General features: G+C 34.3%; 26 protein-coding genes. 22 read left to right on the forward strand and 4 right to left on the reverse strand.

The annotated features are described in order from the left end of the window. Nucleotides 1-189: 189 nt before the first annotated feature. A complete protein-coding gene (locus ACKWCA_RS17485; RefSeq protein WP_413979515.1) occupies nucleotides 190-723 on the reverse strand; it encodes a UpxY family transcription antiterminator in 534 nt (177 codons plus the stop codon). 945 nt (nucleotides 724-1,668) lie between these two features. Here ACKWCA_RS17485 and ACKWCA_RS17490 point away from each other — a divergent pair. Further along, nucleotides 1,669-2,370, forward strand: coding sequence for a response regulator (locus tag ACKWCA_RS17490; RefSeq protein ID WP_413979516.1), 702 nt, complete (start codon nucleotides 1,669-1,671; stop codon nucleotides 2,368-2,370). A 35-nt stretch (nucleotides 2,371-2,405) separates the two neighbouring features. Here the strand turns inward: ACKWCA_RS17490 and ACKWCA_RS17495 are convergent, their stop codons facing one another. The 3 genes from ACKWCA_RS17495 to ACKWCA_RS17505 form a co-directional block, all read right to left on the reverse strand. Continuing rightward, a complete protein-coding gene (locus ACKWCA_RS17495) occupies nucleotides 2,406-2,681 on the reverse strand; it encodes a hypothetical protein (RefSeq protein WP_413979517.1) in 276 nt (91 codons plus the stop codon). 3 nt (nucleotides 2,682-2,684) lie between these two features. Further along, a complete protein-coding gene (locus tag ACKWCA_RS17500) occupies nucleotides 2,685-2,954 on the reverse strand; it encodes a helix-turn-helix domain-containing protein (protein ID WP_413979518.1) in 270 nt (89 codons plus the stop codon). 121 nt (nucleotides 2,955-3,075) lie between these two features. Next, nucleotides 3,076-4,287 carry a tyrosine-type recombinase/integrase gene (locus ACKWCA_RS17505; RefSeq protein ID WP_413979519.1) on the reverse strand — a complete coding sequence of 404 codons (1,212 nt, stop codon included), beginning with the start codon at nucleotides 4,285-4,287 and terminating at the stop codon, nucleotides 3,076-3,078. A 784-nt stretch (nucleotides 4,288-5,071) separates the two neighbouring features. On the opposite strand from ACKWCA_RS17505, the gene xerA reads away from it, so the two are divergent. The 21 genes from xerA to ACKWCA_RS17610 all read left to right on the forward strand — a co-directional run bounded on the left by xerA (nucleotide 5,072) and on the right by ACKWCA_RS17610 (nucleotide 26,424). Continuing rightward, nucleotides 5,072-6,199 (forward strand): site-specific tyrosine recombinase/integron integrase, encoded by a 1,128-nt coding sequence (gene xerA, locus ACKWCA_RS17510; RefSeq protein ID WP_413979520.1) that lies wholly within the window; start codon nucleotides 5,072-5,074, stop codon nucleotides 6,197-6,199. A gap of 70 nt (nucleotides 6,200-6,269) precedes the next feature. Then, on the forward strand, nucleotides 6,270-7,181 hold the full coding sequence (locus ACKWCA_RS17515) for a hypothetical protein (protein WP_413979521.1): 912 nt from the start codon (nucleotides 6,270-6,272) through the stop codon (nucleotides 7,179-7,181). A gap of 144 nt (nucleotides 7,182-7,325) precedes the next feature. Further along, complete coding sequence (locus tag ACKWCA_RS17520) at nucleotides 7,326-7,823, forward strand: MlaD family protein (protein ID WP_413979522.1); 498 nt, start codon at nucleotides 7,326-7,328, stop codon at nucleotides 7,821-7,823. 202 nt (nucleotides 7,824-8,025) lie between these two features. After that, complete coding sequence (locus tag ACKWCA_RS17525; RefSeq protein WP_413979523.1) at nucleotides 8,026-8,478, forward strand: hypothetical protein; 453 nt, start codon at nucleotides 8,026-8,028, stop codon at nucleotides 8,476-8,478. Nucleotides 8,479-8,747: 269 nt separating this feature from the next. Then, the gene (locus ACKWCA_RS17530) at nucleotides 8,748-9,488 is read left to right on the forward strand and encodes a YqjF family protein (protein ID WP_413979524.1); all 741 of its coding nucleotides are present in this window, start codon (nucleotides 8,748-8,750) and stop codon (nucleotides 9,486-9,488) included. A gap of 190 nt (nucleotides 9,489-9,678) precedes the next feature. Beyond that, on the forward strand, nucleotides 9,679-10,257 hold the full coding sequence (locus ACKWCA_RS17535; protein WP_413979525.1) for an RDD family protein: 579 nt from the start codon (nucleotides 9,679-9,681) through the stop codon (nucleotides 10,255-10,257). 243 nt (nucleotides 10,258-10,500) lie between these two features. Beyond that, nucleotides 10,501-10,824, forward strand: coding sequence for a hypothetical protein (locus ACKWCA_RS17540; protein WP_413979526.1), 324 nt, complete (start codon nucleotides 10,501-10,503; stop codon nucleotides 10,822-10,824). Between the two features lie 375 nt (nucleotides 10,825-11,199). Next, nucleotides 11,200-11,661: a hypothetical protein gene (locus tag ACKWCA_RS17545; RefSeq protein ID WP_413979527.1), complete on the forward strand. Its 462-nt coding sequence runs from the start codon at nucleotides 11,200-11,202 to the stop codon at nucleotides 11,659-11,661. A 142-nt stretch (nucleotides 11,662-11,803) separates the two neighbouring features. Next, the gene (locus ACKWCA_RS17550; RefSeq protein ID WP_413979528.1) at nucleotides 11,804-12,493 is read left to right on the forward strand and encodes a hypothetical protein; all 690 of its coding nucleotides are present in this window, start codon (nucleotides 11,804-11,806) and stop codon (nucleotides 12,491-12,493) included. A 321-nt stretch (nucleotides 12,494-12,814) separates the two neighbouring features. After that, the gene (locus ACKWCA_RS17555) at nucleotides 12,815-13,186 is read left to right on the forward strand and encodes a hypothetical protein (protein ID WP_413979529.1); all 372 of its coding nucleotides are present in this window, start codon (nucleotides 12,815-12,817) and stop codon (nucleotides 13,184-13,186) included. A gap of 224 nt (nucleotides 13,187-13,410) precedes the next feature. After that, a complete protein-coding gene (locus ACKWCA_RS17560; RefSeq protein ID WP_413979530.1) occupies nucleotides 13,411-13,995 on the forward strand; it encodes a hypothetical protein in 585 nt (194 codons plus the stop codon). A gap of 181 nt (nucleotides 13,996-14,176) precedes the next feature. Further along, nucleotides 14,177-14,911 (forward strand): DUF7003 family protein, encoded by a 735-nt coding sequence (locus ACKWCA_RS17565; protein ID WP_413979531.1) that lies wholly within the window; start codon nucleotides 14,177-14,179, stop codon nucleotides 14,909-14,911. Between the two features lie 270 nt (nucleotides 14,912-15,181). Next, entirely contained in the window at nucleotides 15,182-15,715 is a 534-nt protein-coding gene (locus ACKWCA_RS17570) for a hypothetical protein (RefSeq protein WP_413979532.1), read from the forward strand. A 263-nt stretch (nucleotides 15,716-15,978) separates the two neighbouring features. Further along, nucleotides 15,979-17,730 (forward strand): carboxypeptidase regulatory-like domain-containing protein, encoded by a 1,752-nt coding sequence (locus tag ACKWCA_RS17575; protein ID WP_413979533.1) that lies wholly within the window; start codon nucleotides 15,979-15,981, stop codon nucleotides 17,728-17,730. Nucleotides 17,731-18,254: 524 nt separating this feature from the next. Further along, nucleotides 18,255-18,992 (forward strand): hypothetical protein, encoded by a 738-nt coding sequence (locus ACKWCA_RS17580; RefSeq protein ID WP_413979534.1) that lies wholly within the window; start codon nucleotides 18,255-18,257, stop codon nucleotides 18,990-18,992. Between the two features lies 1 nt (nucleotide 18,993). Continuing rightward, nucleotides 18,994-20,376 (forward strand): APC family permease, encoded by a 1,383-nt coding sequence (locus ACKWCA_RS17585; RefSeq protein ID WP_413979535.1) that lies wholly within the window; start codon nucleotides 18,994-18,996, stop codon nucleotides 20,374-20,376. 186 nt (nucleotides 20,377-20,562) lie between these two features. Continuing rightward, nucleotides 20,563-21,069 (forward strand): hypothetical protein, encoded by a 507-nt coding sequence (locus ACKWCA_RS17590; protein WP_413979536.1) that lies wholly within the window; start codon nucleotides 20,563-20,565, stop codon nucleotides 21,067-21,069. Between the two features lie 207 nt (nucleotides 21,070-21,276). Further along, on the forward strand, nucleotides 21,277-22,782 hold the full coding sequence (locus ACKWCA_RS17595; protein ID WP_413979537.1) for a S41 family peptidase: 1,506 nt from the start codon (nucleotides 21,277-21,279) through the stop codon (nucleotides 22,780-22,782). Nucleotides 22,783-22,931: 149 nt separating this feature from the next. Then, entirely contained in the window at nucleotides 22,932-23,447 is a 516-nt protein-coding gene (locus ACKWCA_RS17600) for a hypothetical protein (protein WP_413979538.1), read from the forward strand. A 235-nt stretch (nucleotides 23,448-23,682) separates the two neighbouring features. Beyond that, nucleotides 23,683-24,474, forward strand: coding sequence for a helix-turn-helix transcriptional regulator (locus tag ACKWCA_RS17605; protein ID WP_413979539.1), 792 nt, complete (start codon nucleotides 23,683-23,685; stop codon nucleotides 24,472-24,474). 90 nt (nucleotides 24,475-24,564) lie between these two features. Next, nucleotides 24,565-26,424: a hypothetical protein gene (locus ACKWCA_RS17610; RefSeq protein ID WP_413979540.1), complete on the forward strand. Its 1,860-nt coding sequence runs from the start codon at nucleotides 24,565-24,567 to the stop codon at nucleotides 26,422-26,424. Nucleotides 26,425-26,513: the final 89 nt, after the last annotated feature.

A 26,513-nucleotide genomic window follows, 5' to 3' on the forward strand; every position in this document is an offset into this window, starting at 1 on the left:
CTACCATCGTACTTTAAATACTATATACTTTATAAAACATGGATACTCCTTAAAACGATATGATATTCACTTTTCAATTTGAATATTGCGGTATGATTTTCTCTAAAAACTGAGCAAAATTGTATGAAAACTGATTCTTTATTACCTATTCCAAAGAAAGTCCTGAGGTTTTAAACATCATCAAAACCCCTATTTAATTAAAGTCTTGGGAGATATAGGAGTCAAAAAAGAAATAGGCAAAGAGGCGCTAATGCTATTTCTAATGGAATTGATTCTAACAAAAATTCTGTTAGCATTCTTCTTCTTGATAACCTTACATTCAAGACCAGATAAAGGGCCATAATTAATTATCATTTTCTCTCCAACTTTTGGAGAATTTTTTACTACCTTAATATCGGATACCGCGTCCATGTTTAGAAATTGCTTAATCCTGTATATCTCCTCATCTTTCAACCTAGCATATTGACTCCCTACTCGAAGATATTTAAAGACTCCTCTTATATCTAAGGCCGTAAAAAATTCTTCTTTGGAATTCACATTAAGAAAAACATAGGAGGGAAAGAGAGGTACTATCACTTTCTTTTTTCTATCGCTCCACTGTCTGACAGTACTAACTGTAGGAAGAAACGAATCCAATTTAGATTCCTTTAACAAAGCATCTATTTTTTTTTCATGTTGAGATTTAACATATAGTACGCGCCAACCACAATATTTATTGGTCATTATCGAATAGGTTACAAATTAAAAAAAGCTTCTCGCGCCCGATCTACGTTAAGTTTAACAATAAAAATTGGTTAACGCAATCAGGTAATCAGTCTTATTCTATAAAGAACTTAGACTAAGCAGTAAACTATAAACTTTGGTGGTTTGTAGAGGATAGGGCTACGCCGTTCCGAATCACATCGGGCACCTCTTAATTTGATAGGACTTTTAATTATCTAAATGTAAGAAATTAGGGGCTATAAAAATGATGGATTTACCCTCATTTTTATGGCCCCTAAAATTTTGATTCTATTTAACCTTATGTTTTCGGAAAATTATCATTTAGGGAGGACATCCATATGACATGTAGTTTTCCTTTATGTAGCTTGCCAAAGTTATATTTAAAAGGTAAATAGTGTAAGTTTAATTTTAAACATGTGAATTAGTAGAGCAAATATTCTTTTTCTATTTTCCACACAAAATAAAAACTAATTTCAGAGGTTCAAGTTCTTCCTGTTTTCGAATAACTTCATCTAAATCTAGAAATTGATATTTTCATTCAAATTATTTGATATACGTAAAGAATAGCTGAAAAGAGGTATTTGATTCTTTATCTCAAAAAAGGAGAATAAAATCCTTTTGGACGAAAGGGGATTCTCAGTGTGAAGTAAGGGTGTTTAGACCTTATATTTTAATAGAAATGAATCTACCACTCTAAAATTTGAATCTGAATTTGGTCCAAATCTGACAAAACCTCAAAATTTTGCCCGGTTTTGATATGATCATGATGGATTTACCCTCAAATTTTGGTTTTGGGAATGTATTTAGAAATTTGATTAGTATATTTAGTAAACAACCTTGCCTACGCCAATCCACTTATTTAGTTTTTACCAACCATTATTTTATCAGATTGACATGAAATCAACTTGATGAGAAATACATTAGACGAGTAAAATTCAAAAAAGCATGGGTGATTCGCGAGATTTTAATGAGCTTATTCGGTTTCCAAAAACAATAAACTTACTAATCGTAGATGACCACCCAATGACGATTTGGGGTTACGAACTTACTTTAAAAATGTACGCTGAAAACTACCAGTGGAATATTGGGAAAGCTACTGATTGTGATCAAGCACTTAATCTACTAAAAAGAAATAGTATTATTTCTTACGATTTAGTTCTGTTAGATATCAACTTTAGAAAATCAGATAATACATTTGTGAAAAATGGTGAGGAATTGGGTAAAAAAATAAGAGAAATCTATCCTCAAATAAAAATAATCGTTTTGACGATGTTAAACGATTATTTGAGAATTCAAGGGATCCTGAAAAATCTAAATCCAGATGGATTTATTATCAAATCTGAAATTACCCCCGAGTTACTTTTTAATTCAATTATCGAAGTTTTAAATAACAACCAATCATTTAGTTATGAAATAAAGAAGATATTATCGATGCTTACTCCTAATGTTGAAGATTTAAGTGCCATTGACAGAAAAATTTTGTACTATATTTCTATTGGTGAAAAAATGAAGAACCTACCGAAGCACCTTCCTCTTTCCATGGCTAGTATAGAAAGAAGGAAGAAAAATATAAAAAATTTTTTTGGGATATCTGAAGGATCTAACCGTGAACTAATACAAATTGCTAAGGCGAAGGGATATTTATAACCCTATAACGCAATTTAAATATATGTTTCTAGCAATCAAATAGATAAGTCAAATCCTTTACCATTTTGATTATCGCGTTTTTTGATAATACCATTGTCATTAAAATCTAAAGAATGATCAATTTCTTTTTTACTGGGTTTGACGATTTCTAATGTATATTGAATCATACCGGCTTGCATAGCTTTCATGCGATTATTTCTTGAATCCAAATCCTTAGACATTGGCGATTTTAAATCCAATTCAATCGCCAATTCATAGCCAAGATTAAACGCTTCCAAATAATCCCTATCAACTTTGATTTCCTCGCTCATATCTTAAAAAGTTTCACGTGCATGTTTTTCAATGTACTCATTTATTGAGTCCCTATCATAAAGGATAATTTTCTTTTGAGGTTGTGAAAACCTAATTTTTCCTACATTCCTCAATTTTTGTAAAGTAGTAGTCGATTTTATGTTTAGCAAAAGCATAGCCTCTTCGCCATCAATCCATTTTACTGGCTTATCTTTTCTTTTAGCTTCTACATGTTCGATTACCTTATCAAACAGGGCGTAAAAAGCTTCTTCTTGTAAACAAACGACTTGCATTGCTTAGGTCTTCAGATTGTTGAGAGATTTTTTAATGTACTCTATTTCCAAAAGTTAACGATTAATTTATTTTTATTGTCCATAAATCGACAGAACACAATTTTTTAAGTTGAAAGTCTAGTTAAAAGTTCACAACTTTCTCCAAAGCGTCATCCGTTTCCTTGTGCATGAAATTCGATTGATAATTAACAGTCGTTGTAATCGAAGAATGCCGATAAAGCTTTTGAAGCATTTGAATAGGGATTTTATCTCCGGAAATATTACCAAAACTATGACGGGCTATGTGCATACTGAGTTTTTTCTCGATACCTAGCTTTTCTGCGACTATTTCTAAGCGCCTGTTTAGATTTCGATTTATAGTCTTGATACGAGTAGCCAAGCGTTTTTCATCTTTTAGATTTGTACCTTTCAGGTAATGAAAGATTAGATCATCTTTCTTTTTTCGATAAGAAACGTAGTTGTTCAATATTTTTTCGACTTTTTCAGGATTTGCTAACGAAACAAGTTTTTTGTTCTTTCCCATTCGGTAATAAAGCCGATTATCTATGAAATCGGACCATTTTAGTTGAAGTACATCCGCTACTCGAATACCGGCAAAATAGAAACTCATGAGCCAAGTATTTACCGCATGTTGCTGGGCAGGTGTTAATCCGTTTGCCGTTTCAAGTAATTGGACCTCTTCCCTATTCAATCCAATCTTTTCACTTTCGGGAAACTTAATCTGGATTTTGCCTTTACCAAATGGATAGTTTCTATCATCAACATGGTATTCTTTTCGAGCAAAATTGTAGATGGTTCGAATTAGCATTAAATAATTTATTGCTGTTCTTTCAGCAACCTTTCTCTTGTGTATGAGATATGCTTTGAAATCTTTTAACAAGGTGACACCTAGATCCGTAAAAGAAAGTTCCTTTCTCCCCAAAAATGATTTGAATATGTTCAGCCTTTTTTCCTGATTGTAATGCTGATTGAATTTCTTTCGTTTTAAAAGATTTACAAGAAAAACTTCACTTACTTTGAAAAAATCATATTTGTCCTCGCCCACAATCTTTTTGGCAATTGTCGATACGGACTGTTTTTTTTCGCTTGCCTCTATTTCCAAAGCCATATCATGAGCCTCGGTAACCTTTTTCAGTAACATGTTATTAAGTCGTGAGAAAGTAGGATGACTCTTTTTTGCCAACCCTTTAATCTTATCCCAATCTTTTTCTAGAACATACTCCCCAGTAAATAAAAATTTTGACTTTCTATCTTTAGTTAATCGCAAAGCAATCGGGAAAGTTCCGTCCTTCTTCTGATAATTTTTTCTCAATACTATCTTCACAGTTGCCATACCGTCTTGATTTGATAACTAAATATACGAAATCTATGTACAACATATGTACAACATTTTGTGTTTTTACATGAAACTTGATGGTTTTTAAAAGTATGTCCAAAATCATAAATAACTTATAAACAGATTATTATAAAATCATTTAAGACCATATCGAAACAAATGTCTTAGGATTCATAACCCGGAGGCCGAGGGTTCAAGTCCCTCTCTCGCTACAAATCATTAAAGGGTCTTCAATTTTTGAAGACCCTTTTTCTTTATCTCGGGTACATCAGATTCAACTTTTCAACAACCATTTTTTATTGGCTGTATTTCATGTCAAATGGTCATAAAGTTTTGTGAACTATCTTTCCATATAATCCTGCCACGTGACCAGAACATATTTTTCTTTGCCGCTTTCGTTCTTTGTTAAGAAACCATATTCATATACGAATAAATAGACGTCTCCTTTTTGGTTTTTCCAATAGTGTGTGAAGAACTTAGGGTTAAACCCATCTTCTATCAGTTTGGATTTTCGAATGGTAGTAAAGCCGGATTTATTAAACTTCCTTAATATTTTCCTATTGGTTCTAAGTTGCCTTTCAACTTTAAAATAGAAGGCCTCGGTTTTTTGGCGTTTTTCATATTGGTCAATTGATTTGCACTTTGTGGAACAAAATATTTTATCTGTGCGACCTTTTACTGTAGAACTGCAAATTGGACATTTTTTCGTGCTCATAAAACTACCAGTATATTATACTTATAATATACTATTTAGTTTATAAATCCTAATTAGCATTGTACTATGAATTCCATGAAATCGATAACACTGTACCATCTCATGATCAACAATCAGAAGATGATAGGCATAAAGTTCTCACCGGATAAACTAATACAGAATTTGGTCAAGGGACTTCCAAACCCTAAGTGGAGTAAACGATACAACATGGCCTACATACCCAATACTAAAGCTAATCTTGGGGTTATTTTCAATACTTTTAAGGGCGTGGTATGGATAAACTACAATCGTTTTTTAATCAATAAACCGGTAAATAGAAAAAACGAAACCGTTGATGTAGCCTGGTTCAGGAAAAGAAAGCCGATCACCGATTACAGGCTTTGTCCTGAGGAGTATCTATTAAAACTAGAACTAAAGCGATATGCAAACAGTACCATCAAGACCTATGTGACCTTCTTTGAGATGTTCATCAATTTTCACAAGGACAAAGAACTAAATTCTATCGATGAGGGTGACATTAGAGTATTCCTACAAAGCCTTATACAGAAAAATTCATCCAACTCATATGTCAATCAAGCGATCAACGCCATCAAATTCTATTATGAGGTGGTATTGGGAATGCCCAATCGATTTTACGAGATTGAACGACCAAGGAAAGAATCAAAACTTCCTCAAGTGATATCGAAAGACGAGGTACTTTCTATTATTGAAAACACGAACAATATCAAACACAAATGCATCGTAAAACTTCTATATAGCTCTGGTCTCCGTCGCAGTGAACTTCTAAACCTGAAAATAACCGATATAGATAGTAAAAGAATGTTGGTTATGGTCAGAGGTGGTAAAGGGAAAAAGGACAGACAAACTTTATTATCAAAATCGACCTTAGAGGATCTACGTGTTTATTTTAAGGAATGGAAGCCTCAAGAATATCTTTTCGAAGGGCGGAAGGCATCCAAATATGGTGCAGAAAGTGTATTAAGCATAGTTAAAAGGGCAGCGGCCAAAGCAGGCATACGTCAGACGGTGACACCACATATGCTAAGGCATAGTTTTGCTACACACCTATTGGAATCAGGTGTTGACCTAAGACAAATTCAGGTCCTCTTAGGACATGGTTCTAGCAAGACAACAGAAATATACACCCATGTGGCGACCAACACTTTCAAAGACATTAAAAATCCCTTAGATTAGTATTCGTAAAATAGGAATATAGTAACTTGTTACTATACACAATTGTTGTAAAACATTTTGACAAAACCCAATGGAAGAATTTCTTACTAATTATGGACTTTACAAAGAATATACTCTTTTAGAGGACTATTATATTGGGAATCAAGATTTCACCGACCCAATTGACTTTGTTGGCAGGACATTTGAATATTGGTGTGAAAATGAACAGGCAACCAGAACATTTGAATTGGATTTAGATGAAGCAAGAAAGGATTATTTTGGTAGTCATAGAGCTGATTTAATACACGATGACCACTTTATTGATGGAAAACTGAACTTCATATTTACAGCAATCGGAAAATGTAAGTCTTGCAATAAATATCATATTTATTTCGACCTAAATGTTTATTCGAATAAACCGATTTCAAACATTATTGATAACGTTCATAATATTGCTTTTCACAAAAAGAATACAGAACAACACCCAAATACCAACATTTACATTCAAAAAGTAGGAGCTTTTCCTGAAATTAAGAGAGTTCCAAATAAAATAATAAGCAACTATTTTGACAGAGAAACCAATCAATGGTATTTCAAAGGAATAAATGCTCTCGATAAAAATTTTGGAATCGGGTCCTTCGCATATTTTAGAAGAATCATAGAAAAAGAATTAATAAATATTGTAGAGAGCATAAAACTATTACCTGACTCACATACAGCTGAAATTCAGAAATTACTTGATAAGCATAATGAAAATCCAAAAGTTAGTACTATTTATGACAACATATTCCAACACCTTCCAAACTCGTTAAAAGTATTGGGAGATAATCCAATTAAGTTGTTGTACAACCAAACATCAGAAGGACTTCATTCGCTGACAGAAAAAGAGTGTCTTGAAAAATCAGAGAAAATATTAAAGTTACTTGAGTTTGTGATTAGAAAAATTAATGAAGAGAGGTCTGAACTTAAAGACTTGAAAGAAACTATAAAAGGGCTGAAATAAAAACGTTTTACAACAATGGCTATAAGTAATTGCTTGTTCTCGCCTACTTTGGAAATTCCTGCGGAATTTCCAACTTGGTGTGTACTTGCAAAGTTAAGTGCTAAACCACGCAACTACTCATAGCCGAGACCGTTGTAATCAATTATGAAAAACCTATTTAAAATTTCACTTTTATTAGTTTTTTTGGTCTCCTGTTCAAAAAATGGTCGGACAATAATTGTGAATACACAAAACGCGGATGGACTGACAACGGAATCGAAATTGGATGTGAATGGACTTGAAATCGGACAAGTTGTTGAAATAAATTTAGGAAAAGATGGAACCGTAAATTTGATTTGTGAAATTAACAATAACGAGATTCAAATTCCGCTCGACTCAAAGTTCTATTCAAAGAATTTAGGACTTCTAGGCGGTAAGTCGATTGGAATTAAAATGGGTTCGGCAAATGAATTTATCGAAACTGGTATGTCAGTAACATTGGTAGAAGAAGATTCTCATGATTATGAAGATGTCTTTAGCAAAGCAATAAACGAAGTAAAGTCCTTATTTGGCGGACAACATAATACAGATTCGTTACTTTTTGAATTGCGAAGATTGAATAAAAATATGGAGGACTTAAAACTCGAACGCAAGAATAACTGATTACAACAAAACCTAAACGTAATGCGAACTTCAGGGCTAAATCTAAAGGTCTGTGTTTATTTGTGAAGTCGCTAAATCTTATGGATTTAGCTTTGGACAAGAAAAAAATAAAACTAAACAATAAGCTTTAGCTTCGTGCGCAGACGGAAACCAAAAGTTTCCTTGCCCCCGCACTACGCTTAGCTCAACCGTTGCCCACAATATGAAAAAACTGCTTCAAATAATATTAATCGGATTTTTAACATTGAGTTGTAACTCAAAAAAGAAAACTGAACCGAAAACTTTTGAGGAAGCGGAATTGGAATTATCAAATTACAGCGAGGAAGACCGAATGAAAGAACTGGAATATTTAAAAACCAGCGTATTTAATGGACTTGAAAATCTGAATGACGGATTCGACTCTGAATCGATTTATTATTTCTCGGAATCTGACTTTGAAATTGTACTTGACCGAGTAGAAAAAAATGGACTTGGAATTTACGGAATTGAACCTTGGATTGACGGAGATTTTTATGGCGTTCTGATTGTTGAAGATTTTAATACTGTTGCAACTGACCCAAAATGGTACAGAAAAGCATTTACGGAATTTAAAGCAAGTGGAAAGGAATTGTTATATGCAGCGAGTTATGAAGTTCCGAAAAAACTTTTAAAATAATGCGAGAATATTTTCCGATAATATTGACAATTATAGTAATCGGAATTCTAGCTTTTCGATATAGAAATGGTAGTGGAGGAGAATCAGATTTTGACGATTATGATTTCGATTAAAAAAATACTGTGGGCAACAATGTATAACCGCAATTACGGCGGATTCGACTGCGTCCGAATCCATTCGGAATTGCTAAAGTCAGTGCCAAACCGAAAATTAACGCATATTAACCCGTAACTGACGGTTATACGAGACCGTTGTAGCCAATTTAAAAAATGACAATCCAAGAAATATTAAACACTTCAGACCATAGACCTTGGAAAATACCACCAGAAGGTTGGAAATTTTATCAAGAGTGGAATAATACCATATTTCTTCATTGGCAAGTGGAACTAAATGAGCTCAAAAAATTTGTCCCGCAAGAATTAGAAATTGACCTTTTTGACGGAAAACCTTGGATTTCGGTTGTTGCTTTTACAATGGAAAAGATAAGACCGAAAAACCTACCTTCTTTCCCTCCTATTTCGGATTTTGATGAAATTAATATTCGAACTTATGTAAAATCAAATAGTAAAACAGGAGTATATTTTTTGAGTATAGAAGGTGGAAAAAGTTTGTCTTGTAAAATTGCGAAAGGAATGTCTGAACTCCCTTACCGATTTTCAAAAATGGAGAGAACGGAAAACGAATACTCATCTACAAACTCGGAATTTAACGATTACCTGAGATTGGGTTTCAAAATTGGGGAAAAAATTAATGAAAAAGAGGAACTGGACAAATGGTTAACAGAAAGATATGCTCTTTTCCAAGATACTGACAAATCAATCAACGCATTTGAAATTCATCATTTAGAGTGGGAAATAAATGAAATTGAACTACAAAAACTTGAATTTAATTACCCAAGGTTTAAGAATTTAATCAAAGGAAAACCTGATAAAGTTCAATACTCAGACGGAGTACAAGTTGTGGCGTGGGGAAAACACAGCGCGGAAAAAACTGGCTACAACAAAACCTAAACGTAATGCGGACTTTAGGGCTAAAAGCAAAGGTCTGTGTATATTTATAAAGTCGCTAAATCTTATGGATTTAGCTTTGAACAAAAAAAGAAAAAGCAAAACAATAAGCTTTAGCTACGTCGGCAGACGGAAACGAAAAGTTTCCTTGCCTCCGCACTACGCTTAGCCGAACCGTTGGCAAACATTTAAAATGAGTGAAACCAAGTACAAAGGAATTGGACATAAAGAGGTTAATAAACTTGCAAGCATCAATCCGAGATTTCATAGGATTTCAAGTATGTTATTAGACCATATTTTTATGACTTTTACGGTGGTTCCATTGGGGGTTTTGATATTTATTATTCTTTTTCAATTCCAAGAGAATTTAAATAAGTGGATTGTATTAAGTTTAATGTTTCTCCCATTCTTCATTTACCTAAACAAAGACATTCTGAATGGAAAAAGTCCAGCCAAACGTATTATGGGTTATCAAGTAATGGACCGAAAAACGGAAAGGCCAGCAAGTGAATTGCAATGTTTCATTAGAAATCTAACAATTTGCATTATTTGGCCAATCGAAGTAATAGTCGGACTTATTAATCCTGAAAGAAGGCTTGGGGACTATTTGGCAAATACAAAAGTCATCCAAGCTGAAAAGGAAAAACTAAATTCACTCTGGTCGGAATTAAAAAAAATGCGCTTTAAGCCAAGCTATATCGGAATCGTTATAATTGGCATTATTTATTTTTATGGACTTAGTCTAATTATGCCTGCACCCATGTTGGAATAAAAACGATTTGCCAACAATACCTATAATTAATCCGGACTTCGGTCTTTAAGCCAAGGTCTGTGTATATTTATGAGGTCGCAAAATCTTTGGGATTTTGCTTTAGAACAAAAAAAGAAAAAACAAAACCAAAAGCTTTTGCTTAGCGCGTAGCTGGAAATCCGATGGATTTCTGCGCCGCACCAATCATAGCCCAACCGTTGTGAACAATAGCTCAATAAATAAACAGTAAGCCGAACGAACAAAATGGGTTATATAATTTTTGGTTTAATTTTAGCTTATTCGTTTTGGTTCTTCATTGCAAACGCCGATTTAAAACCTCAAAAAATAAAAGCGTATTTAGAATCAAAAAAGTTAGATTACGTCCGACATAAGGAAGTTTTTAAACCTCTTAATAAAAACTTTGAAATCGGAGAAGGCATATTCACATGGCTGCACTTCAGAAAACATCATTACACAATAGACGCAATTGATAAAGAAGGAAATCCAGTAGTTGTAAATGCCTTATTCTATCAAAATGTATCACTACTTTATCGGAATAGAGTTTTTTTTAATATTGAAGAATCTTAAAATTTAGTAGTTTATAATAATACTTGGTCCGATTATAAATGGACTTTTAGCAAGTACCTGCAGGTGGACACCACTCAAACGCAACTGTTGCGCAGATGGACTCTACTCGGACCGAGAAAAAAGAGAAACGTAATCGTTCGTGCTTACTCAAACGTGTCGCTACAGTTCACAACAATACCTATAATTAATACGGACTTCAAGGTTTACGCCAAGGTCTGTGTATATTTATGAAGTCGCAAAATCTTTGGGATTTTGCTTTCGAACAAAAAAAGAAAAAACAAAACCAAAAGCTTTTGCTTAGCGCATTGCTGGAAATCCATCGGATTTCCGCGCCGCACTAATCATAGCCGAACCGTTGTCATTAATTTTCAAAAAATGCAGAAAACCATAATCTTCTTGCTTTTAATTCTATTTATTTTCGGTTGTCAGGAACAAAAAAACGGCGAAAAATGGACTTCGCAGCTGGACAGATTACGGACAGAAAACGATAGTTTGAAAAGACTAGTTGCGGAAATAAATAACAAATATGTTTTCGACAGTATTTCGTTTAGAGAAATCTATAGCCCAAAAAATACTAACAAACTGAATTCGGAATTTAACGTCGAACTCTTGGTTGTTGGATATAATCCGGAGAAAAGTTTTTTCGTAAAATTCGATAGTATTGTAGATGGACAAAAAATAAACCCGGACACATTAAAACAGAGCAACGGCGGATTTAAATATAAAACTATACTTAAGGATACGGAAAACACAATCCGAATAGATATGAATGTTGGAAACAAATTCGGACAGAAAAAAAGCGGAGTTCTCTACGAAACAGTGCGGGCAAAAAACTAATGACAACAATGGCTAAAGTTCATTGCTTGCGGATTTCCTAAACGGAAATCACACGCAAAAAGCTATCTTTAGGTTCGGCTGGATTGTCCTTCGGACAAATCACAGCAACGAACCTTAGCCCAACCGTTACCCAACATTTTAAATGAACATTTTTAATAGAAAGACAAAGCAGAGACATATTCAACAGTTTGAGTATAATATTGCCGAACTATTAAAGTCTGAATTACCCCAATTGAAAAAGGCACTTGATATGTCAAAAATTGAGGGTATTTATTTTGCGCATAAACCAAAAGGAATCTCCATTATACATAGTTATTCTGAAAAAGATTTTGCAGAAATCAATCGAAATGGTAAATCAAGTTTTGTTTTAAATGGTATTTCCGTTTGGAATAAAGAATCAAAAAGTTTTGAAGCAATTTCGTTGAGCTACCTAAACAATACTATTTCTTGGTTTGCAGTTCAGAACCCAGAACGTTTTCATAAAACATTCGATTTGAGCCAACTCAAAAAAGGGCAAATCAAGCTAGAGGAAAAAGAAATCAAGAATTCCGATAAAGAAAAAGTGGAAAAACTTCTAAAGTCTTTATCTGAGGAGCAACTTGGACTTCTGGAATTGGAACATACTTTTGAAATGGAACTTGATGAAAAACTGTTCTATCCGATTTTGAATATGGAAGACGGAAACTATATTGCTGTTGACAACAAAGGAAAAATATATAGGCTAAACCATGACCATGAAGAAGAGGTTAGGTTAATAGCAAATAAGCCCGAAGACTTCTTCAATATCTATAATGGACAAAAAAGCGAACTGGAAAAAATCATGTACGACTAAAAACGTTTGGCAAAAACAGTTTGTAAATGGACAACTCACTCAAACGCAACTGTTGCGTAAATGAACTTAATTTGTCCTGAAAAGTTTAATCAGATGGAAAACGTTGGGTAACAATACCTAAACGTAATGCGGACTTTAGGGCAAAATCGAAAGGTCTGAGTATATTTATGAAGTGGCTAGATCTTTGGGATTTAGCTTTGGACAAAAAAAGAAAAAGCAAAACCAAAAGCTTTAGCTTCGTGCGCAGACGGAAACGAAAAAGTTTCCTTGGCTCCGCACTACGCTTAGCCCAACCGTTACCAACAATAGAAAAAGAATAAGATGCTAGAAATCGTTTTGTATATTATTGGAGTAATCATTTTAGGATGGCTTGTCTACAGGGTCATTTATCTACGAAAGAAAAAGCGAGAATATCAAAATGCTTTCTTGGAAACCTTTTCGAACCAAGAAATTCAAATTCCAAAACTAAATACAGGCTATTCATACGGTTACCCAAGCTTAGAAATAATTTTTGAAAATAAAGAGCAATTAAAATTAGCGGAGAAAAAAGGACTGACCAAAGACTTTGAAAACAAAATTCAAAATATTCATAACGATATAAAAGATTTTGAAGTGGACAGAGCGGTATATTTTACTTGGGAAGGGAGAACTTATAGTTATACAACTATAGAAGGAAACTCGAAAGTTGGATAAAAAACTGTTGGTAACACTGTATATAGCAAATAGGGCGTTTGGTGGTTTACGAAAGTTCAGTGCTTTTACCAACGCCGCCAAATCGTTGATTTGGCTTTTAAGAATGAATAAATTAAAAACAAAATACAACGATTTGGCTCAGTGCAAACTTGAAAGTTTATTGCTTTCTACTGCCCTACTTGCCATATACTAAACGTTAGCAACAAGATAAAAAAGTTAAATCCATGGCAGTTTGGATGCAAATAATTGGGTTGAGAAAATTGGATTCTCTTTCAGCTGAAAAGAATAGATTTTCGAAAATCCTATCTGAGTTGGAAACAGATTTTGATTTTATCAGTGACTGGAATTTACATCAACCGTATAATTCAAAGAACTGGAAACTCAAAAAACACAATGCATTCGAATATTTTCAATATTCATTTAAATCAGACTCTGAAATAGATAATCTGGACATGGACTCAATTCGTATTTTTATTGAAAACCCTGATTTTATTAGCTTTTACGCTCCTCAATATTATTTTTACAATTGGTGGGACTTTATAAATGGAAGAGGAAAAATAGCAACAGAAGGTTGGCGCAATTTTTTTGGACTTATTGCTTCGAAGTATGGCCTCAAAGAACTAATCTATTCATCTGAAGCTGGATTTTCGACAGACGCAATTTATGAAGGAGATGAAACTTTTGAAACCTACTATAAATATTGGAAAAGTCATCCTGAATTTCGAAAAAACGATTTATACGATATATCCAAGCAATCCGAGCATTTTATTGAAAAAATAAATCCAGTTGCTAACAATACCTATAATTAATACGGACTTCGAGCTTTAGGCCAAGGTCTGTGTATATTTAGGGAGTCGCAAAATCTTTGGGATTTTGCTTTCGACTAAAAAAGAAAAAACAAAACCAAAAGCTTTTGCTTAGCGTGTAGCTGGAAATCCGCTGGATTTCTGCGTCGCACTAATCATAGCCTAGGCGTTACCATACATACGAATGAACATTTTCGGATTTAACAAAAAACAGGAATATTCAGCAAAGGATATTTTAAAACAACTTGACAAGTGCGCTGAAGATTACACCTTTCCAATGCTTGATAATGGATATGTTTATCCTGTTCATTCTAAATTGAGCGCATATCGAGATGATAGACGTTGGGCTTTGATAATTGAGGCTATCGGATTTAATTATCGTGGTGGCGGACACAATGGAATTAGTAACTGTTTGCACATATTTGGAAACTGTATTGACACAAAACCGGGAACTGATAACGCCAATTTTATTTACATCACGGATAATAGTTCAGACTTTCCAACTTTCGATGAAGAATACGAAGAGAGTTTAAATCCAAAATCGAAGACTATGATGTTGCGAAGTATAGAAATCGTAATCAATCATAATCGGGAATTCTATTTGAACAAAGGAATTGAATTGGAAGAAGAAGATAAAATTTTCATTTGGGAATTTTTAAGAGGTTTAGAACCTGAATACAATAAAGAGTTTGAGGCAACTGAAAAAGAAATTAGAGAAAGAATCCCAATGGACTTGCCAAAGATTATGGAATTAACGGAATGGAATCATCCTGACTGTGCGGATTCTGAACTTCCAAGCAAAAACGAAACATTTAGGCAAATAGCAAAGGTTTTGGAAACTGGAAAAACGGAGTTTTACAAACCGACTGAAAAACCAAATAATCATTGGAAAAATTGGCCTGATGGAGGTTCGCTGTAAAAAGTACGTATGGTAACAAAACCTATAAACAATACGTGTTTAGGTTTTGGTCGCTGGGTTTGCGTATTTTTATGATGTCCGCAAAATCTTTGGGATTTTGCTCTGGACAGGAAAAAATAAATCAAAACAAAAAGATTTAGCTCCATGCGCAGACGGAAACGAAAAGTTTCCTTGTCCCCGCACTACGGTTAGCCGAACCGTTACCTGCAAGCTGAAATGAAGAGCAGTTTAAAAATAATAATTCTGATTTTGACATTAAGTTCCTGTAAAATGGAATCTGGAAAGGATTCGATTGAGTTAAAATCTGACCAGAAAATAGAAGTTGAACAAAAACAGAAAACTGAATCGACCAATTTTACGATATTGGAAATTGACTCGCTTTTTAATAATGGAATTCTGACTAAAAAATTCTATCCAAATATGTCTTATTGTGGTGGTGCGCTTTATGGATATTATTACAAAGATGAACTAAAAATAATTGATTCTGAATATGGAGCAGAATTAGGGTTTTCAAGTAAAAAAATATATTGTAATGGGAACAAAATACTTAAGATAAACTATCGGGAATATTTCCCAGAGGATGGAAAATATTTAAAAAATTATCCACTTGAAAAGTACGAATATGACCCAAGTAAAATGACATATTCTGATACTATTTACGAAAGTACTTCATTGAATAAATATGAATTTAAAAAAATGGCTGATAACAAAGTAGTTTCAACTATAATTGATTCCACTCTGATGAAAAGACTGATTGATTGCGGAAAACGAATGAAAACGGAATTAGAATCTATTAATAAATAAAAGCCAGCAGGTAACAACGTGTATGAAACATAGCAAATAAATGCTAAATCAAAAGGTTTGTACTTTTTTACAAAAGCCACCAAATTTTTTATTTGGTTATATTCATAAAAGAAAATTAAACATAGAAATAAAAAATTCGGCTCGTGCTAAATCCGAAAAGTAAGTGTCTTTTTACACGCTACGTTTCATACACAAGACCGTTAGCTTTAATCAAAAAACTATATTTTTTAACATCAAAACATTTAAATAAAACTCTAGAGCAAATGACTAAAGCAAAACAATATTTTGATAAAACACTAACGAAGTTCAATGCCAGAATATTGATCATACTGGTAATCACATTTCTTGCCTGTGACGAAGATGAACAAGAATCTACTGGTAATGTTCAAGGTATTGTTTCTTCAGAAGGTATTGCGGTTGATGGCGCTTCCATCATATTAGAATCAACAAATCAAACTACTAGTGATTTTCAGGGGCGATATAGCCTTGAAGATGTTGAAGCCAAAACCTATAAAATAATGGTGGAAAAAGAAGGATATGTAAATATTAATGAAGACCTCACTGTTTTAGGTGGTCAAACCCAAACAAAGAACTTTGATATTACTAAAATTAGCGAACCTGTAATATATATAGGTGCAGTCTCAGATATTTTTCAAACTACTGCAACCGTTAAAGGTAATATTAGTTTTTTAGGAGCAGGATATTCTGGAACAATACAACACGGTCATTGTTGGTCTACTAACACAGAACCAACAATAAATGATTCTAAAACAGAATTAGGTACAGCAAAATCAACTGGTGAATATGAAAGTGAGATTACCTCACTTGAAGCAAAAACCATTTATTATGTCCGATCCTACATACAAATAGGAACATTTGTTTTTTATAGTGACCAGGTAGAATTTAAAACGAAACCTTATCCTCCTGAAATAAACGATTTCAACCCCAAGTTTGGACCCGTTGGAACACTGGTCGAAATAAGTGGTAACCATTTTTCAACTATTTCAGAAAACTTTGTAAAATTTGGAAATTTTATAGCAGAAATAGAATCAGTATCAGAAAACTTATTAATAGTTAAAGTGCCATATGTAGATAAATCTCAAAAAGTAAATATTTCAGTAACAACTGAAGATATGACAGATATTTCTCTGAATCTTTTTGATATATGGTTTCCCTGGAATAAGTTAAACAATCAAGATTCAAAAACCCTAAATGCCGCATCCTTTGTCGCGCATGATAATGGATATGTCATTGGGGCAAATAGTTCCAATATGCTAAAATATAATCCAGAAAATGATTTATGGGAAAACAATTTAGTCTTACCAGAAAACTCTGGAGAAAAACCATTTGCTTTTACTTCTGGCTCAAGAATATTTATCATGCTTGCCAATGGGTTTTGGGAATATACCGCCGACAATTGGATACAAAAATCCAATTTTCCTGGTTCATTGCAAACTGATAGAAGGTATAATTTTAATTTTAGCATTGGAACAAATTTATATATAGGTAATTGTTATAAAACATATGAATTCTGGAGCTATAACATTTTAGATGATACTTGGAGTCGAAAAGCTGATTTTACCGGGAATTTTAACACGAGTAATCCCGTTTGGGGGAATTTTACATTTTCATTAAACCAAAAAAGCTTTTTAGGAGTTAGTCAAACCGCATTTGCAATTAATACACTATGGGAGTATAATCCTGAGCAAGATATATGGATACCCAGATCACCAATACCTTCAAATGCCTATGACTCATATGCAAGCTTTATTATTGACAATGTCGCTTATTTAGGACTAGGTAGAAACTTTGAGTGGGGAGATGGATATGTTTCCAATACCTTATGGAAATACGACCTTATTAATGACAAATGGGATAAACTTCAAAATTCCCCAACAAATATGTCTGTTTATGCAAGTTTTGCAATAAAAAATAAAGGTTATATCATCCCCTTTCGCACAAGTTTTGATAGAAAAATAGATGAAGTTTGGGAATTTGACCCATCAAGAAACTAGAGAAATATCTTATTATTATCCTAAAACATTAATCTACCAAATAATAAATTGACTAAAGCTAACAAAACCTATAAACAATACGGGCTTCGGGCTTAATCGCTGGGTCTGTGTATTTTTATTAAGTCCGCAAAATCTTTTGGATTTTGCTTTTTAGCGGGACAAAGAAAAAAAGAAAATCAAAAGATTTTGCTATGTGCGGGCGGAAAGCAAACGCTAGTTTGCTCCCATACTGTTCATAACTCAACCGTTAGGTGCAATTAGCTCAATGTCATATTTGATAATTATATGTACCTTTCAATGGCATGACCCAACCAACCACACCCCTTAGATTGCCACGTTGTAATTATCCAACAGCTGATGATACACCAAACCATGGAATATTTGACCTTCCAAAAGAACTATCACTAGTTGATTTTGAGTCGGCTCGAAATTATCGGAGTCACACATACTTGGCAATACCCCTTAATGGATTTGACAAATCCAAAATTTTGGAATTAGCCCACATCATTGCCAAATCGTTCGCTATGAATGAACCAATGAACAGGCACGTTCATCCTCCGATGAAGGTTCCAGCGGAAATTATAAATACCAAACACCAGGATGCTTTTGGCAAGGATGCTTTTGGTCTCTGGACTACGGAAAACATTCTTTTTTGGTGTATCCGATTGATTATGTTAACGGATCCCTCCCAACCAAAAGGCCGTATAGGGATAAACCAAGATCTTTTGCGCCATTCATTGATGATAACAGATACACATTCCAAACCAATTGGCGGTGCTCTGAACATTACGTTGCCTCCCCAAGAAGATGATTTAAGAGAGGATGATCCCTTCCTCCGGGCCATGTTTTCGTATCAAGATCCAATACTCGACTTTATCCATAAGCATGAACATAAGGCTATTAAAGCGCTAAATGACACCTATCCAGATTTCGAAAAGGCCCTAAACTCTGGGAAGGTAGGATACATCGCCATGATTGCCCGATCTACTTCACTACCCACTGAACACACCTTTGAGCTCTTTGCAGCATCTTTTGAGCATTTTCAGGAGCATGGATATGAATACATGATGATAACAGGCACCAATCAATGGACCGGTGCTGCTTGTGAAGCTTTGGGATCAACCCGAATTTACTTTTGCCCCTTTCGAGATGAGCAACGAGTTGCCATTGAGACTAAGGCTAAACAAAATGAACCCTATTCCTCAGATGGGTATATTTCCAACAAAGATAGCGGGCTGATGATATACGCCCTAAAACTATAAGATGGATACAACACATGGCGAAACTGGAAAATTAAGGAGGATATTGGGCCTCAGCTCTTTGTTTGCCATTGCTGTGGGAGTTGTAGTGGCACAAGTTGTATTCATAAGTATACTACAAGGAGTCGGCATAGGAGGAAGTGACTTTTTTGTAGCCCTTATCGTCGCCTTTATTCTGACGCTCTGTTATGTATTTACTTTTTCTGAACTGGCGGTTATGCTTCCCAAAGCAGGAAGTATTAGTGCCTATACAGAAGTGTCGATAGGCCATGTGCCGGCAATTATAGCTACAATTGCCGGATACCTGGCGCCAGCAGTTTTTGGTTTACCAGCAGAGTTATTCTTATTGGAAGCCGTTTTAGACACTTTGTTCCCAGAGTCCTTTACCCAAATAGGCTGGCTGATCATTTTGGTGTTACTGTTCCTGAATATTCTTGGGGTAGACTTTTTTGCCAAAGTTCAGAATTTGTTTGCCTATTTAATGATAGTATCGTTATTGGTAATTGGCATAGCAGGATTGGCCCAAAGTGAACCTCAAGGCGCATCGGTAATCTCCATTTTCGAAGGGTTAAAAGATCTTGATATTGGTGTGCTGTCTCTAACGATGTTGGCACTATGGTCTTTTTTTGGATTGGAATTCGTTTGCCCAATGATCGAGGAAACCAAAAACCCCGGCAAAAATATACCCCGCTCCATGATACTGGCAGCTATCGTTTTGTTGGTGGTTTATGCTTTGGTTGCATTATCGGGATATCTGACCGTTCCTCAAACAGCTTTGTCCGAATCGGAGATTCCCCATAGTATATTGGTAACTGCACTTTTTGGGGAATCAGGAAAAATAATCCTTGCTATATTGGCCGTCACAGCCACCTGTAGTACAATCAATACAGTACTAGCCACTATTCCGCGAATGCTCTACGGTATGGGCCGTAACCAACAATTACCCACCCTGTTTACACGTCTACATCCCAAAACAAATACTCCTTGGGTGGCCATTGTATTTGTTGCTTCACTTATACTGATTCCTACAATACTGCTTAGTGGTCAAGATGATATTATTTTGACCTTGGTGATTTCTGCCGCAACAATCTGGCTGGTTGCCTATGTCATTTCGCATATAAATCTTATTGTATTACGCAGAAGATATCCAGATTATAAGCGTCCGTTTAAAAGTCCTTGGTATCCTTTTCCTCAAATACTGGGAATCATCGGGATGGTTTATATGATCTTGAATAATTCACCTTCCCCAGAAATGACACTGCAAGTGTATATGAATGCCGGGCTTATGGTACTTATTGCTACCATCTACGCGGCCGTTTGGGTTAAGTTTAAAATGAAAAAAGGTTGGTTTGAACCAGAGCCAATAGAAAAGGTGCTAGAGGACTAGAAGTTTACTTGCATTTGGAGTATGCATAATGAAAAATAAAAAGCACCTAACAATGGCTATAATTCATTGTGCTTTTGTGCCACACCAAAATAAAAGTATAAATCAAACACTGGATTTCGGCGGAATAATCCTGCGGATAATTCCACAACGAAATCATAGCCGAGACCGTTGTGTTTAATTATAAAAATGTCAGAAGACGAGATAAAAAGTAGAATATTAGAAGTCTTTGAGTCGGAAAGAAATAGTCCAGGACTAGATTTTGTGGAATCCCGTTTTATGGACTTTTTAACTTCACCTCCGAAAAAAAACCTAAAAAACTCATTTGGTGGTGCCCGTAAATATTACAGATTTATGGACTCCATTGAATATGAATTTGGAATATGTTTCACCTATGCTGATTTAGACAAAACCTACAGCGTTAATGGATTAGCTAAGAAAGTAAGCGCTAGAATTAAAAAAGGAAAAGGTAATAATATGATTCTTAAAAGAAGGAAAGAAGAAAATGGAAAGGAAAAATATTTTCTGGAAATTGTTCTTCTTCTAATATTGACTGGACTGTTTTACTGGTTAGGAATTGGATGGACTACAATTTTGGCGAGTATCGTTTTTGGTAGAATTATTTATTGGATTCTTAGTAGCAAAATCTATTCTATTAAACATGCCAAACGAATGACCGAACGATTGAAAAAATAACTAAACACAACACAACCTATAAACAATACGGGCTTCGGGCTTAATCGCAAGGTTTGTGTATTTTTATGAAGTCCGCAAAATCTTTTGGATTTTGCTTTTTAGCTGGACAAAGAAAAAAAGAAAACAAAAAGATTTCGCTATGTGAGTGGCGGAAAGCAAACGCTAGTTTGCTCCCGTACTGTTCATAGCTCAACCGTGTGTCATTAAATGAAAAACGTAATTCAAAAGAAAATGAAAAAATTAATTATCCTTATAATTTTAGTTCAACTTTCACACAATGGATTTTCACAAACTTGTGACTGTTCTTCAAACCTAAAATGGCTAACTGAAACATTTGAAAAAAATGATGCAGGATTTCAATATGTTATTGAAATAAAAGGAGAAAATTCTTACGCAGCACATAATGAACTTTATGATGAAAAAGCATCGAAAATATCGGACTTAAATGAATGCCATAAATTACTAAATGACTGGACAGAGTTTTTTAGAAAAGGCCATCTCAATGTTCAGTTAATGCCCCAAAGTGAGAATACATCTGAGCAAACTGGATCTTCGGACAAAGAAATAATAGAGAAATATAAAAATTCTGAACAATTTAAAATAGAGAAACAAGAGTTCGACAACTATGTAGAGAAGCTTGGAAACAACCCAGGTTTTGAAGGTGTCTGGTTTTCAGAACCTTATACAATTGGAATATTAAAAGACGATAAAAATCCAAACAGAGAATATGTTGGATTTATAGTCAATTCTACAAGTCCTTATTGGCAAGAAAATCAAGTCAAACTTGAAATTTTTAAATCAAATGAAGGAGAGTATAGTATGAAGTATTATATGAGAGACCATTCAGCACAAGATTTTGAAATAGTTGAATTTTATGGCAAAAATTATATAAATGCTGGTTCAGGCTTTATTATTCTTAAAAGGGTTTTACCCCAAGAAAAAACTGAAGCAAATATTGAACGATACTTTAACTCAATGTATTCCAACAAACCTTTTATAGAAAAAGTATCTGATAATACCTTGCTCATGAAAGTTCCATCATTTAGTTATTCCAATAAAAAATATATTGATAGTTTGTTAAACAGCAATGATAATTTGATAAAGAGTACAGAGAATTTAATTATTGATGTAAGATATAATGGTGGTGGCGCAGATGCTAGTTATGAAGGAATAAAGCCTTATTTATACACAAACCCAATAAGAGGAATTGGTGTAGCATATTTATCAACAGAATTAAACAATAAACGAATGGTTGATTTTATAAATGATCCAGATAGGTCAAATGATGATAAAAAATGGGCAAAAGAAAGTTTAAACAAATTAAATAAGCATATCGGAGAATTTGTGAACTTAGATGAAAGTATTGTAAGTATTGATACTCTTAAAAATGTCTATCCAAATCCAAAGAATGTAGCAATTTTGATAAATAGATATTGTGGGAGTACTACAGAACAATTTCTATTAGAAGCAAAACAAAGTAAAAAAGTAAAACTTGTTGGAGCTACTACAGCAGGTGTATTAGATATTTCAAATATGTACAATATCATTTCACCATCAAAAGAATTTAAATTGTGGTATAGTCTGTCAAAAAGTTACAGAATTCCTGAAATGACAATTGATGGAAAAGGGATACAACCCGATTACTATTTTGATAAAACTATTAAACCTTACGAGTGGATTGATAAGACAATAGAAATATTGAATTATAAGTAGCCTGTTGCCAACAACATTTATAGTTCATTGCTGGTTCTAGCCTAATTACGAAAGTTCTCGCAGATTTTCTATTCGGTTTGTACTTGCTAATTAAGTTGCTTAAACACGCAACGAAATCATACACTAGACCGTTGTAAAATATTTTGAAAATGCACAAATTCATAACATTCCTTCTCATTTTATTTGTGTCCTTAAATCTATTTTCTCAAGATGAATATTTCAAATTACCTCAAGCCAAGACTCAAAAACCATTTTATATTTTTAATGAAAAAATTGTTGGAAATGAATACTTAGCAAAAAGTTTAAAGCCTACTGATGATAAATTAAACGAACAGGTTAAAAATGTTTCAGTTTTAATAGATAAACAAGATAGAAAGCAAAATCCAGATTATAATCTCTCAGAACATGGCGTACTACTGGTAGATTTGAAAAACAAAATAGCAAGTAAATCTCAATTTGAATTGAATGAATTTTTCGGACTGGACAAACAAAGTGAAATCTACATTGATGGATATTTGTTGGAAAACAAAAAGTTTCGAATAGCTTTAAACGGAATTACAGAAATAGAAATTGTGGAGCCTAATAGCGTAAATGGACTTAAAAGCAGAGTCCTGAATATATGGACTTTAGCCAAAAACGAAAGGTATATGGAAAACGCAAACTAACCGAGAAAAACGTTTTACAACAAAGCCCAAACACAATGCGCACTTTAGGACAAAATCGAAAGGTCTGAGCATATTTATAAAGTCGCAAAATCTTTGGCATTTTGCTTTCGAACCAAAAAAGAAAAAACCTGCCGGCAGGCAGGCAAAACCAAAAGCTTTTGCTTAGCGCTTGGCTGGAAATCCGTCGGATTTCCGCACCGCACTAATCATAGCTCAACCGTTAGCAAACATTTCGATGCGTGAACATGTACTATATGAAGGGCAATACTTGGGGCAAACTATTGAGTCTTATAAGACCGATATGATTTCGGTAAAAAGTACGCTTCATCAAAAATTCGAATCAAAATTCCATGCACATAGTAATGCATATCTGAGTATTTTACTCTCTGGAAAGTATTCCGAGACCACATCGGATTCACAAAAAATTGTTTCTCCCAGCAATGTTCTTTACAGACCAGCTCATCACGAACACAAAAACCAGTTCATTGCAGAAAAAACCAAATGCCTGAATATCGAATTCGGTTCAGAATGGTTTCATAAACACGAGATAGACCCAAAAAAAATCAAACCACAAATTAAAGACATACAAAGCCAACCATTGGTGTTGCGTTTGCTTATAGACTTTTTGAAACATCAGAAAATTGATTTTTTTGAGGAGTTGCTCATTCAATTTATAACCAGTGGAGAAAAGGCAATTAGCCCTTTAAGAAAACCCTGGTTAGGTAAATTAGTTCGGATTTTGGACAATGAAATTGAAAAAACCCATTCATTGCTAACTTTATCTGAGCGCGTATTCGTACACCCCAATTACATGTTACGAATATTCAAGCAGCATTTTGGTATGACCATCGGGCAATATCAAATGGAGTGTAAAATTAAAAGTGCGACAAAAAAACTGTTTACCGAGAAGAACTCTATTACACAAATAGCAGCGGACTGTGGTTTTTTTGATGAATCACACTTTATAAGGACTTTCAAAGCTTGTCATAGCATTACGCCGCATCAATTTAGATTGCTCTTAAAATAGTTAACCTGATACAATTTTAGATTCTCCAATTAGAGTTATTTAGTCAATTGGTTATCCAGAGGATAGGCTAAGAACACTAATAAAGCTAAGATGAGGCAATTACTCTTTTTCCTGTTTTTATTTTTAAGCAGTTGTGTGCTCGAGGAGCCAGAAAACACAATAGCATCTTCAGATGCCGCTTACGACCATTTCAACCTAAAAGAGTCACGTACCATATTAAAATCTATCCTAACTACTGATACGATTCAAAGTGAACAAAAGTGTAAAGCGCTCAGACGACTTGCACATCAAGATTGGAAATATTATCAAAATTATGATTTGGCAAAAGAAAGATTACAAAAGGCTGATTCAATTGGAATTGAAAAACACAAAACCTGGATGCTACTCAGTAGAATCGAAAGAGAGTCCCAACACTTAAATGAGGCACTGTTTGCGGCTTCAAAAGCTAGAGAATTTGCACAATCAGAAACTGAGGTAAATGAGGCAATTACCGAATATGCCAATGGGGTATACACTTCTTCTATACACCGACTAAGAATAGGGCACTCGATTGATACAAGTTTACTGACCAGCACCACGAAACTACTTTCTAAGGTTTTAGAAACTGATGCAGGCTTGCCCACACCATCAAAACTCATATTAGGGATAGCTTTGTTAAATAATGATGGGGATAATGTCATAAAAGGGTGGCAATCTTATTTTCAAATTCAGAATATCCAGCAGGCTTACCCATATTTAAAAACTTCGGTGAAAAAGTTAAATCAAGTTTGCGAAAATTGGAGTGGAAATGAACTATCCATTGCAAACCAAGAAATGTTGATCAATGCACTTTCGTCATCTAGGTTTTATGAATTTATCCCTGCTTATGTCTATAAAAACCATGATGGATCCCGCTATAATCAAAAAACAAAAGATGCTATTGCATATTCACAATTTCTAAAAAAAGTAGAAAAAAAGACCAATGAATATTATCGATTAATTGCCATTGAGCAAGAAAATGAAAGCGCCTATATAGAATGGTTGAACAACAAAAGAAAGCAACTTTGGAACAAGCTCTCGTTTGCAAAGCAGAAAGAGTATAAAGAAGATGATTTTTCAAATGAAATCGAAAAACATTTTGGCGCAAGAGGTTTTACGGGCGGTACAGGAAATTATAGTGGTTATGTTTTAGCGCTTGGTCACATTGTAAACCAAGAAAAAGCCAAAGTTGAACAGTATGGTTACAAACCTGAATTTACCTACACACAAATTGACATGATGGTTTCAAATGGTTTTTCAAGCTGGTTTTGGGAGCATAAAGCCATTGGCGGTTGGGCCACGGATAATGAAATAATAAGGGTACGGGAAGTTTATTTGAGTGGACCTATCGATGCTTGGAAAACGGTTACCGATTCTGTTGAACGACGTAAGACTGAAAAGACAATCAATGAGTTTTTGGGTAATTCTTCTGAAAATCAGTTAGAAGAGGCAAAGGGTTTGGCTGCTAAATTAAGATTAGATGCCATAAATGATCTATATGACGACCTTGCCGCAAAAGAATTATCGGGAAAGGACCTGAAATTGGCATTCTTGTCGAAATATGAGCAATTTAGAACTGAAGCTTCCATGCTTGCACATGAAGGCAGGCATAGCATTGACCGAAAATATATGCCAGAAGAATTTGAAAATTGGAGCACTGAAATACGGGAGTTCCGCGGAAAATTATCGCAAATTATTTTTGCACCAGAACCTAGATTGGAGTTGCCCGGAATGATAGCCAGTATTACTGGCGATAATGGACATATTAAAGCAAACAAGAAGATTGTAGATGTGGCCATTGAATGGATAAAGGAAAACAAAGAAGACATTTCAGGGTATTCAGATAACAAATCGGCCTTTTCTCAACTTTATCTATTGACCAATGATCAGCTAAAGGAATGTTATAGACAGGCAGACCCTTTAAATAGATAAAAACGTTACTAACTATGGCCATAATTCAGCCCTAGCTCCCCAACACAAAGAATATTTCCTACTTTTAATACAGCCCAATTTCTTGAATT

It is taken from the genome of Maribacter corallii (genome assembly GCF_047345415.1).
Taxonomy (GTDB): domain Bacteria; phylum Bacteroidota; class Bacteroidia; order Flavobacteriales; family Flavobacteriaceae; genus Maribacter_C.

What these genes read in the sequence shown, in the direction of transcription:
- ACKWCA_RS17485 (WP_413979515.1), bottom strand. Translation starts at nt 723, where the DNA reads ATGACCAATAAATATTGTGGTTGGCGCGTACTATATGTTAAATCTCAA.
- ACKWCA_RS17490 (WP_413979516.1), top strand. Translation starts at nt 1,669, where the DNA reads ATGGGTGATTCGCGAGATTTTAATGAGCTTATTCGGTTTCCAAAAACA.
- ACKWCA_RS17495 (WP_413979517.1), bottom strand. Translation starts at nt 2,681, where the DNA reads ATGAGCGAGGAAATCAAAGTTGATAGGGATTATTTGGAAGCGTTTAAT.
- ACKWCA_RS17500 (WP_413979518.1), bottom strand. Translation starts at nt 2,954, where the DNA reads ATGCAAGTCGTTTGTTTACAAGAAGAAGCTTTTTACGCCCTGTTTGAT.
- ACKWCA_RS17505 (WP_413979519.1), bottom strand. Translation starts at nt 4,287, where the DNA reads ATGGCAACTGTGAAGATAGTATTGAGAAAAAATTATCAGAAGAAGGAC.
- xerA (WP_413979520.1), top strand. Translation starts at nt 5,072, where the DNA reads ATGAATTCCATGAAATCGATAACACTGTACCATCTCATGATCAACAAT.
- ACKWCA_RS17515 (WP_413979521.1), top strand. Translation starts at nt 6,270, where the DNA reads ATGGAAGAATTTCTTACTAATTATGGACTTTACAAAGAATATACTCTT.
- ACKWCA_RS17520 (WP_413979522.1), top strand. Translation starts at nt 7,326, where the DNA reads ATGAAAAACCTATTTAAAATTTCACTTTTATTAGTTTTTTTGGTCTCC.
- ACKWCA_RS17525 (WP_413979523.1), top strand. Translation starts at nt 8,026, where the DNA reads ATGAAAAAACTGCTTCAAATAATATTAATCGGATTTTTAACATTGAGT.
- ACKWCA_RS17530 (WP_413979524.1), top strand. Translation starts at nt 8,748, where the DNA reads ATGACAATCCAAGAAATATTAAACACTTCAGACCATAGACCTTGGAAA.
- ACKWCA_RS17535 (WP_413979525.1), top strand. Translation starts at nt 9,679, where the DNA reads ATGAGTGAAACCAAGTACAAAGGAATTGGACATAAAGAGGTTAATAAA.
- ACKWCA_RS17540 (WP_413979526.1), top strand. Translation starts at nt 10,501, where the DNA reads ATGGGTTATATAATTTTTGGTTTAATTTTAGCTTATTCGTTTTGGTTC.
- ACKWCA_RS17545 (WP_413979527.1), top strand. Translation starts at nt 11,200, where the DNA reads ATGCAGAAAACCATAATCTTCTTGCTTTTAATTCTATTTATTTTCGGT.
- ACKWCA_RS17550 (WP_413979528.1), top strand. Translation starts at nt 11,804, where the DNA reads ATGAACATTTTTAATAGAAAGACAAAGCAGAGACATATTCAACAGTTT.
- ACKWCA_RS17555 (WP_413979529.1), top strand. Translation starts at nt 12,815, where the DNA reads ATGCTAGAAATCGTTTTGTATATTATTGGAGTAATCATTTTAGGATGG.
- ACKWCA_RS17560 (WP_413979530.1), top strand. Translation starts at nt 13,411, where the DNA reads ATGGCAGTTTGGATGCAAATAATTGGGTTGAGAAAATTGGATTCTCTT.
- ACKWCA_RS17565 (WP_413979531.1), top strand. Translation starts at nt 14,177, where the DNA reads ATGAACATTTTCGGATTTAACAAAAAACAGGAATATTCAGCAAAGGAT.
- ACKWCA_RS17570 (WP_413979532.1), top strand. Translation starts at nt 15,182, where the DNA reads ATGGAATCTGGAAAGGATTCGATTGAGTTAAAATCTGACCAGAAAATA.
- ACKWCA_RS17575 (WP_413979533.1), top strand. Translation starts at nt 15,979, where the DNA reads ATGACTAAAGCAAAACAATATTTTGATAAAACACTAACGAAGTTCAAT.
- ACKWCA_RS17580 (WP_413979534.1), top strand. Translation starts at nt 18,255, where the DNA reads ATGAATGAACCAATGAACAGGCACGTTCATCCTCCGATGAAGGTTCCA.
- ACKWCA_RS17585 (WP_413979535.1), top strand. Translation starts at nt 18,994, where the DNA reads ATGGATACAACACATGGCGAAACTGGAAAATTAAGGAGGATATTGGGC.
- ACKWCA_RS17590 (WP_413979536.1), top strand. Translation starts at nt 20,563, where the DNA reads ATGTCAGAAGACGAGATAAAAAGTAGAATATTAGAAGTCTTTGAGTCG.
- ACKWCA_RS17595 (WP_413979537.1), top strand. Translation starts at nt 21,277, where the DNA reads ATGAAAAACGTAATTCAAAAGAAAATGAAAAAATTAATTATCCTTATA.
- ACKWCA_RS17600 (WP_413979538.1), top strand. Translation starts at nt 22,932, where the DNA reads ATGCACAAATTCATAACATTCCTTCTCATTTTATTTGTGTCCTTAAAT.
- ACKWCA_RS17605 (WP_413979539.1), top strand. Translation starts at nt 23,683, where the DNA reads ATGCGTGAACATGTACTATATGAAGGGCAATACTTGGGGCAAACTATT.
- ACKWCA_RS17610 (WP_413979540.1), top strand. Translation starts at nt 24,565, where the DNA reads ATGAGGCAATTACTCTTTTTCCTGTTTTTATTTTTAAGCAGTTGTGTG.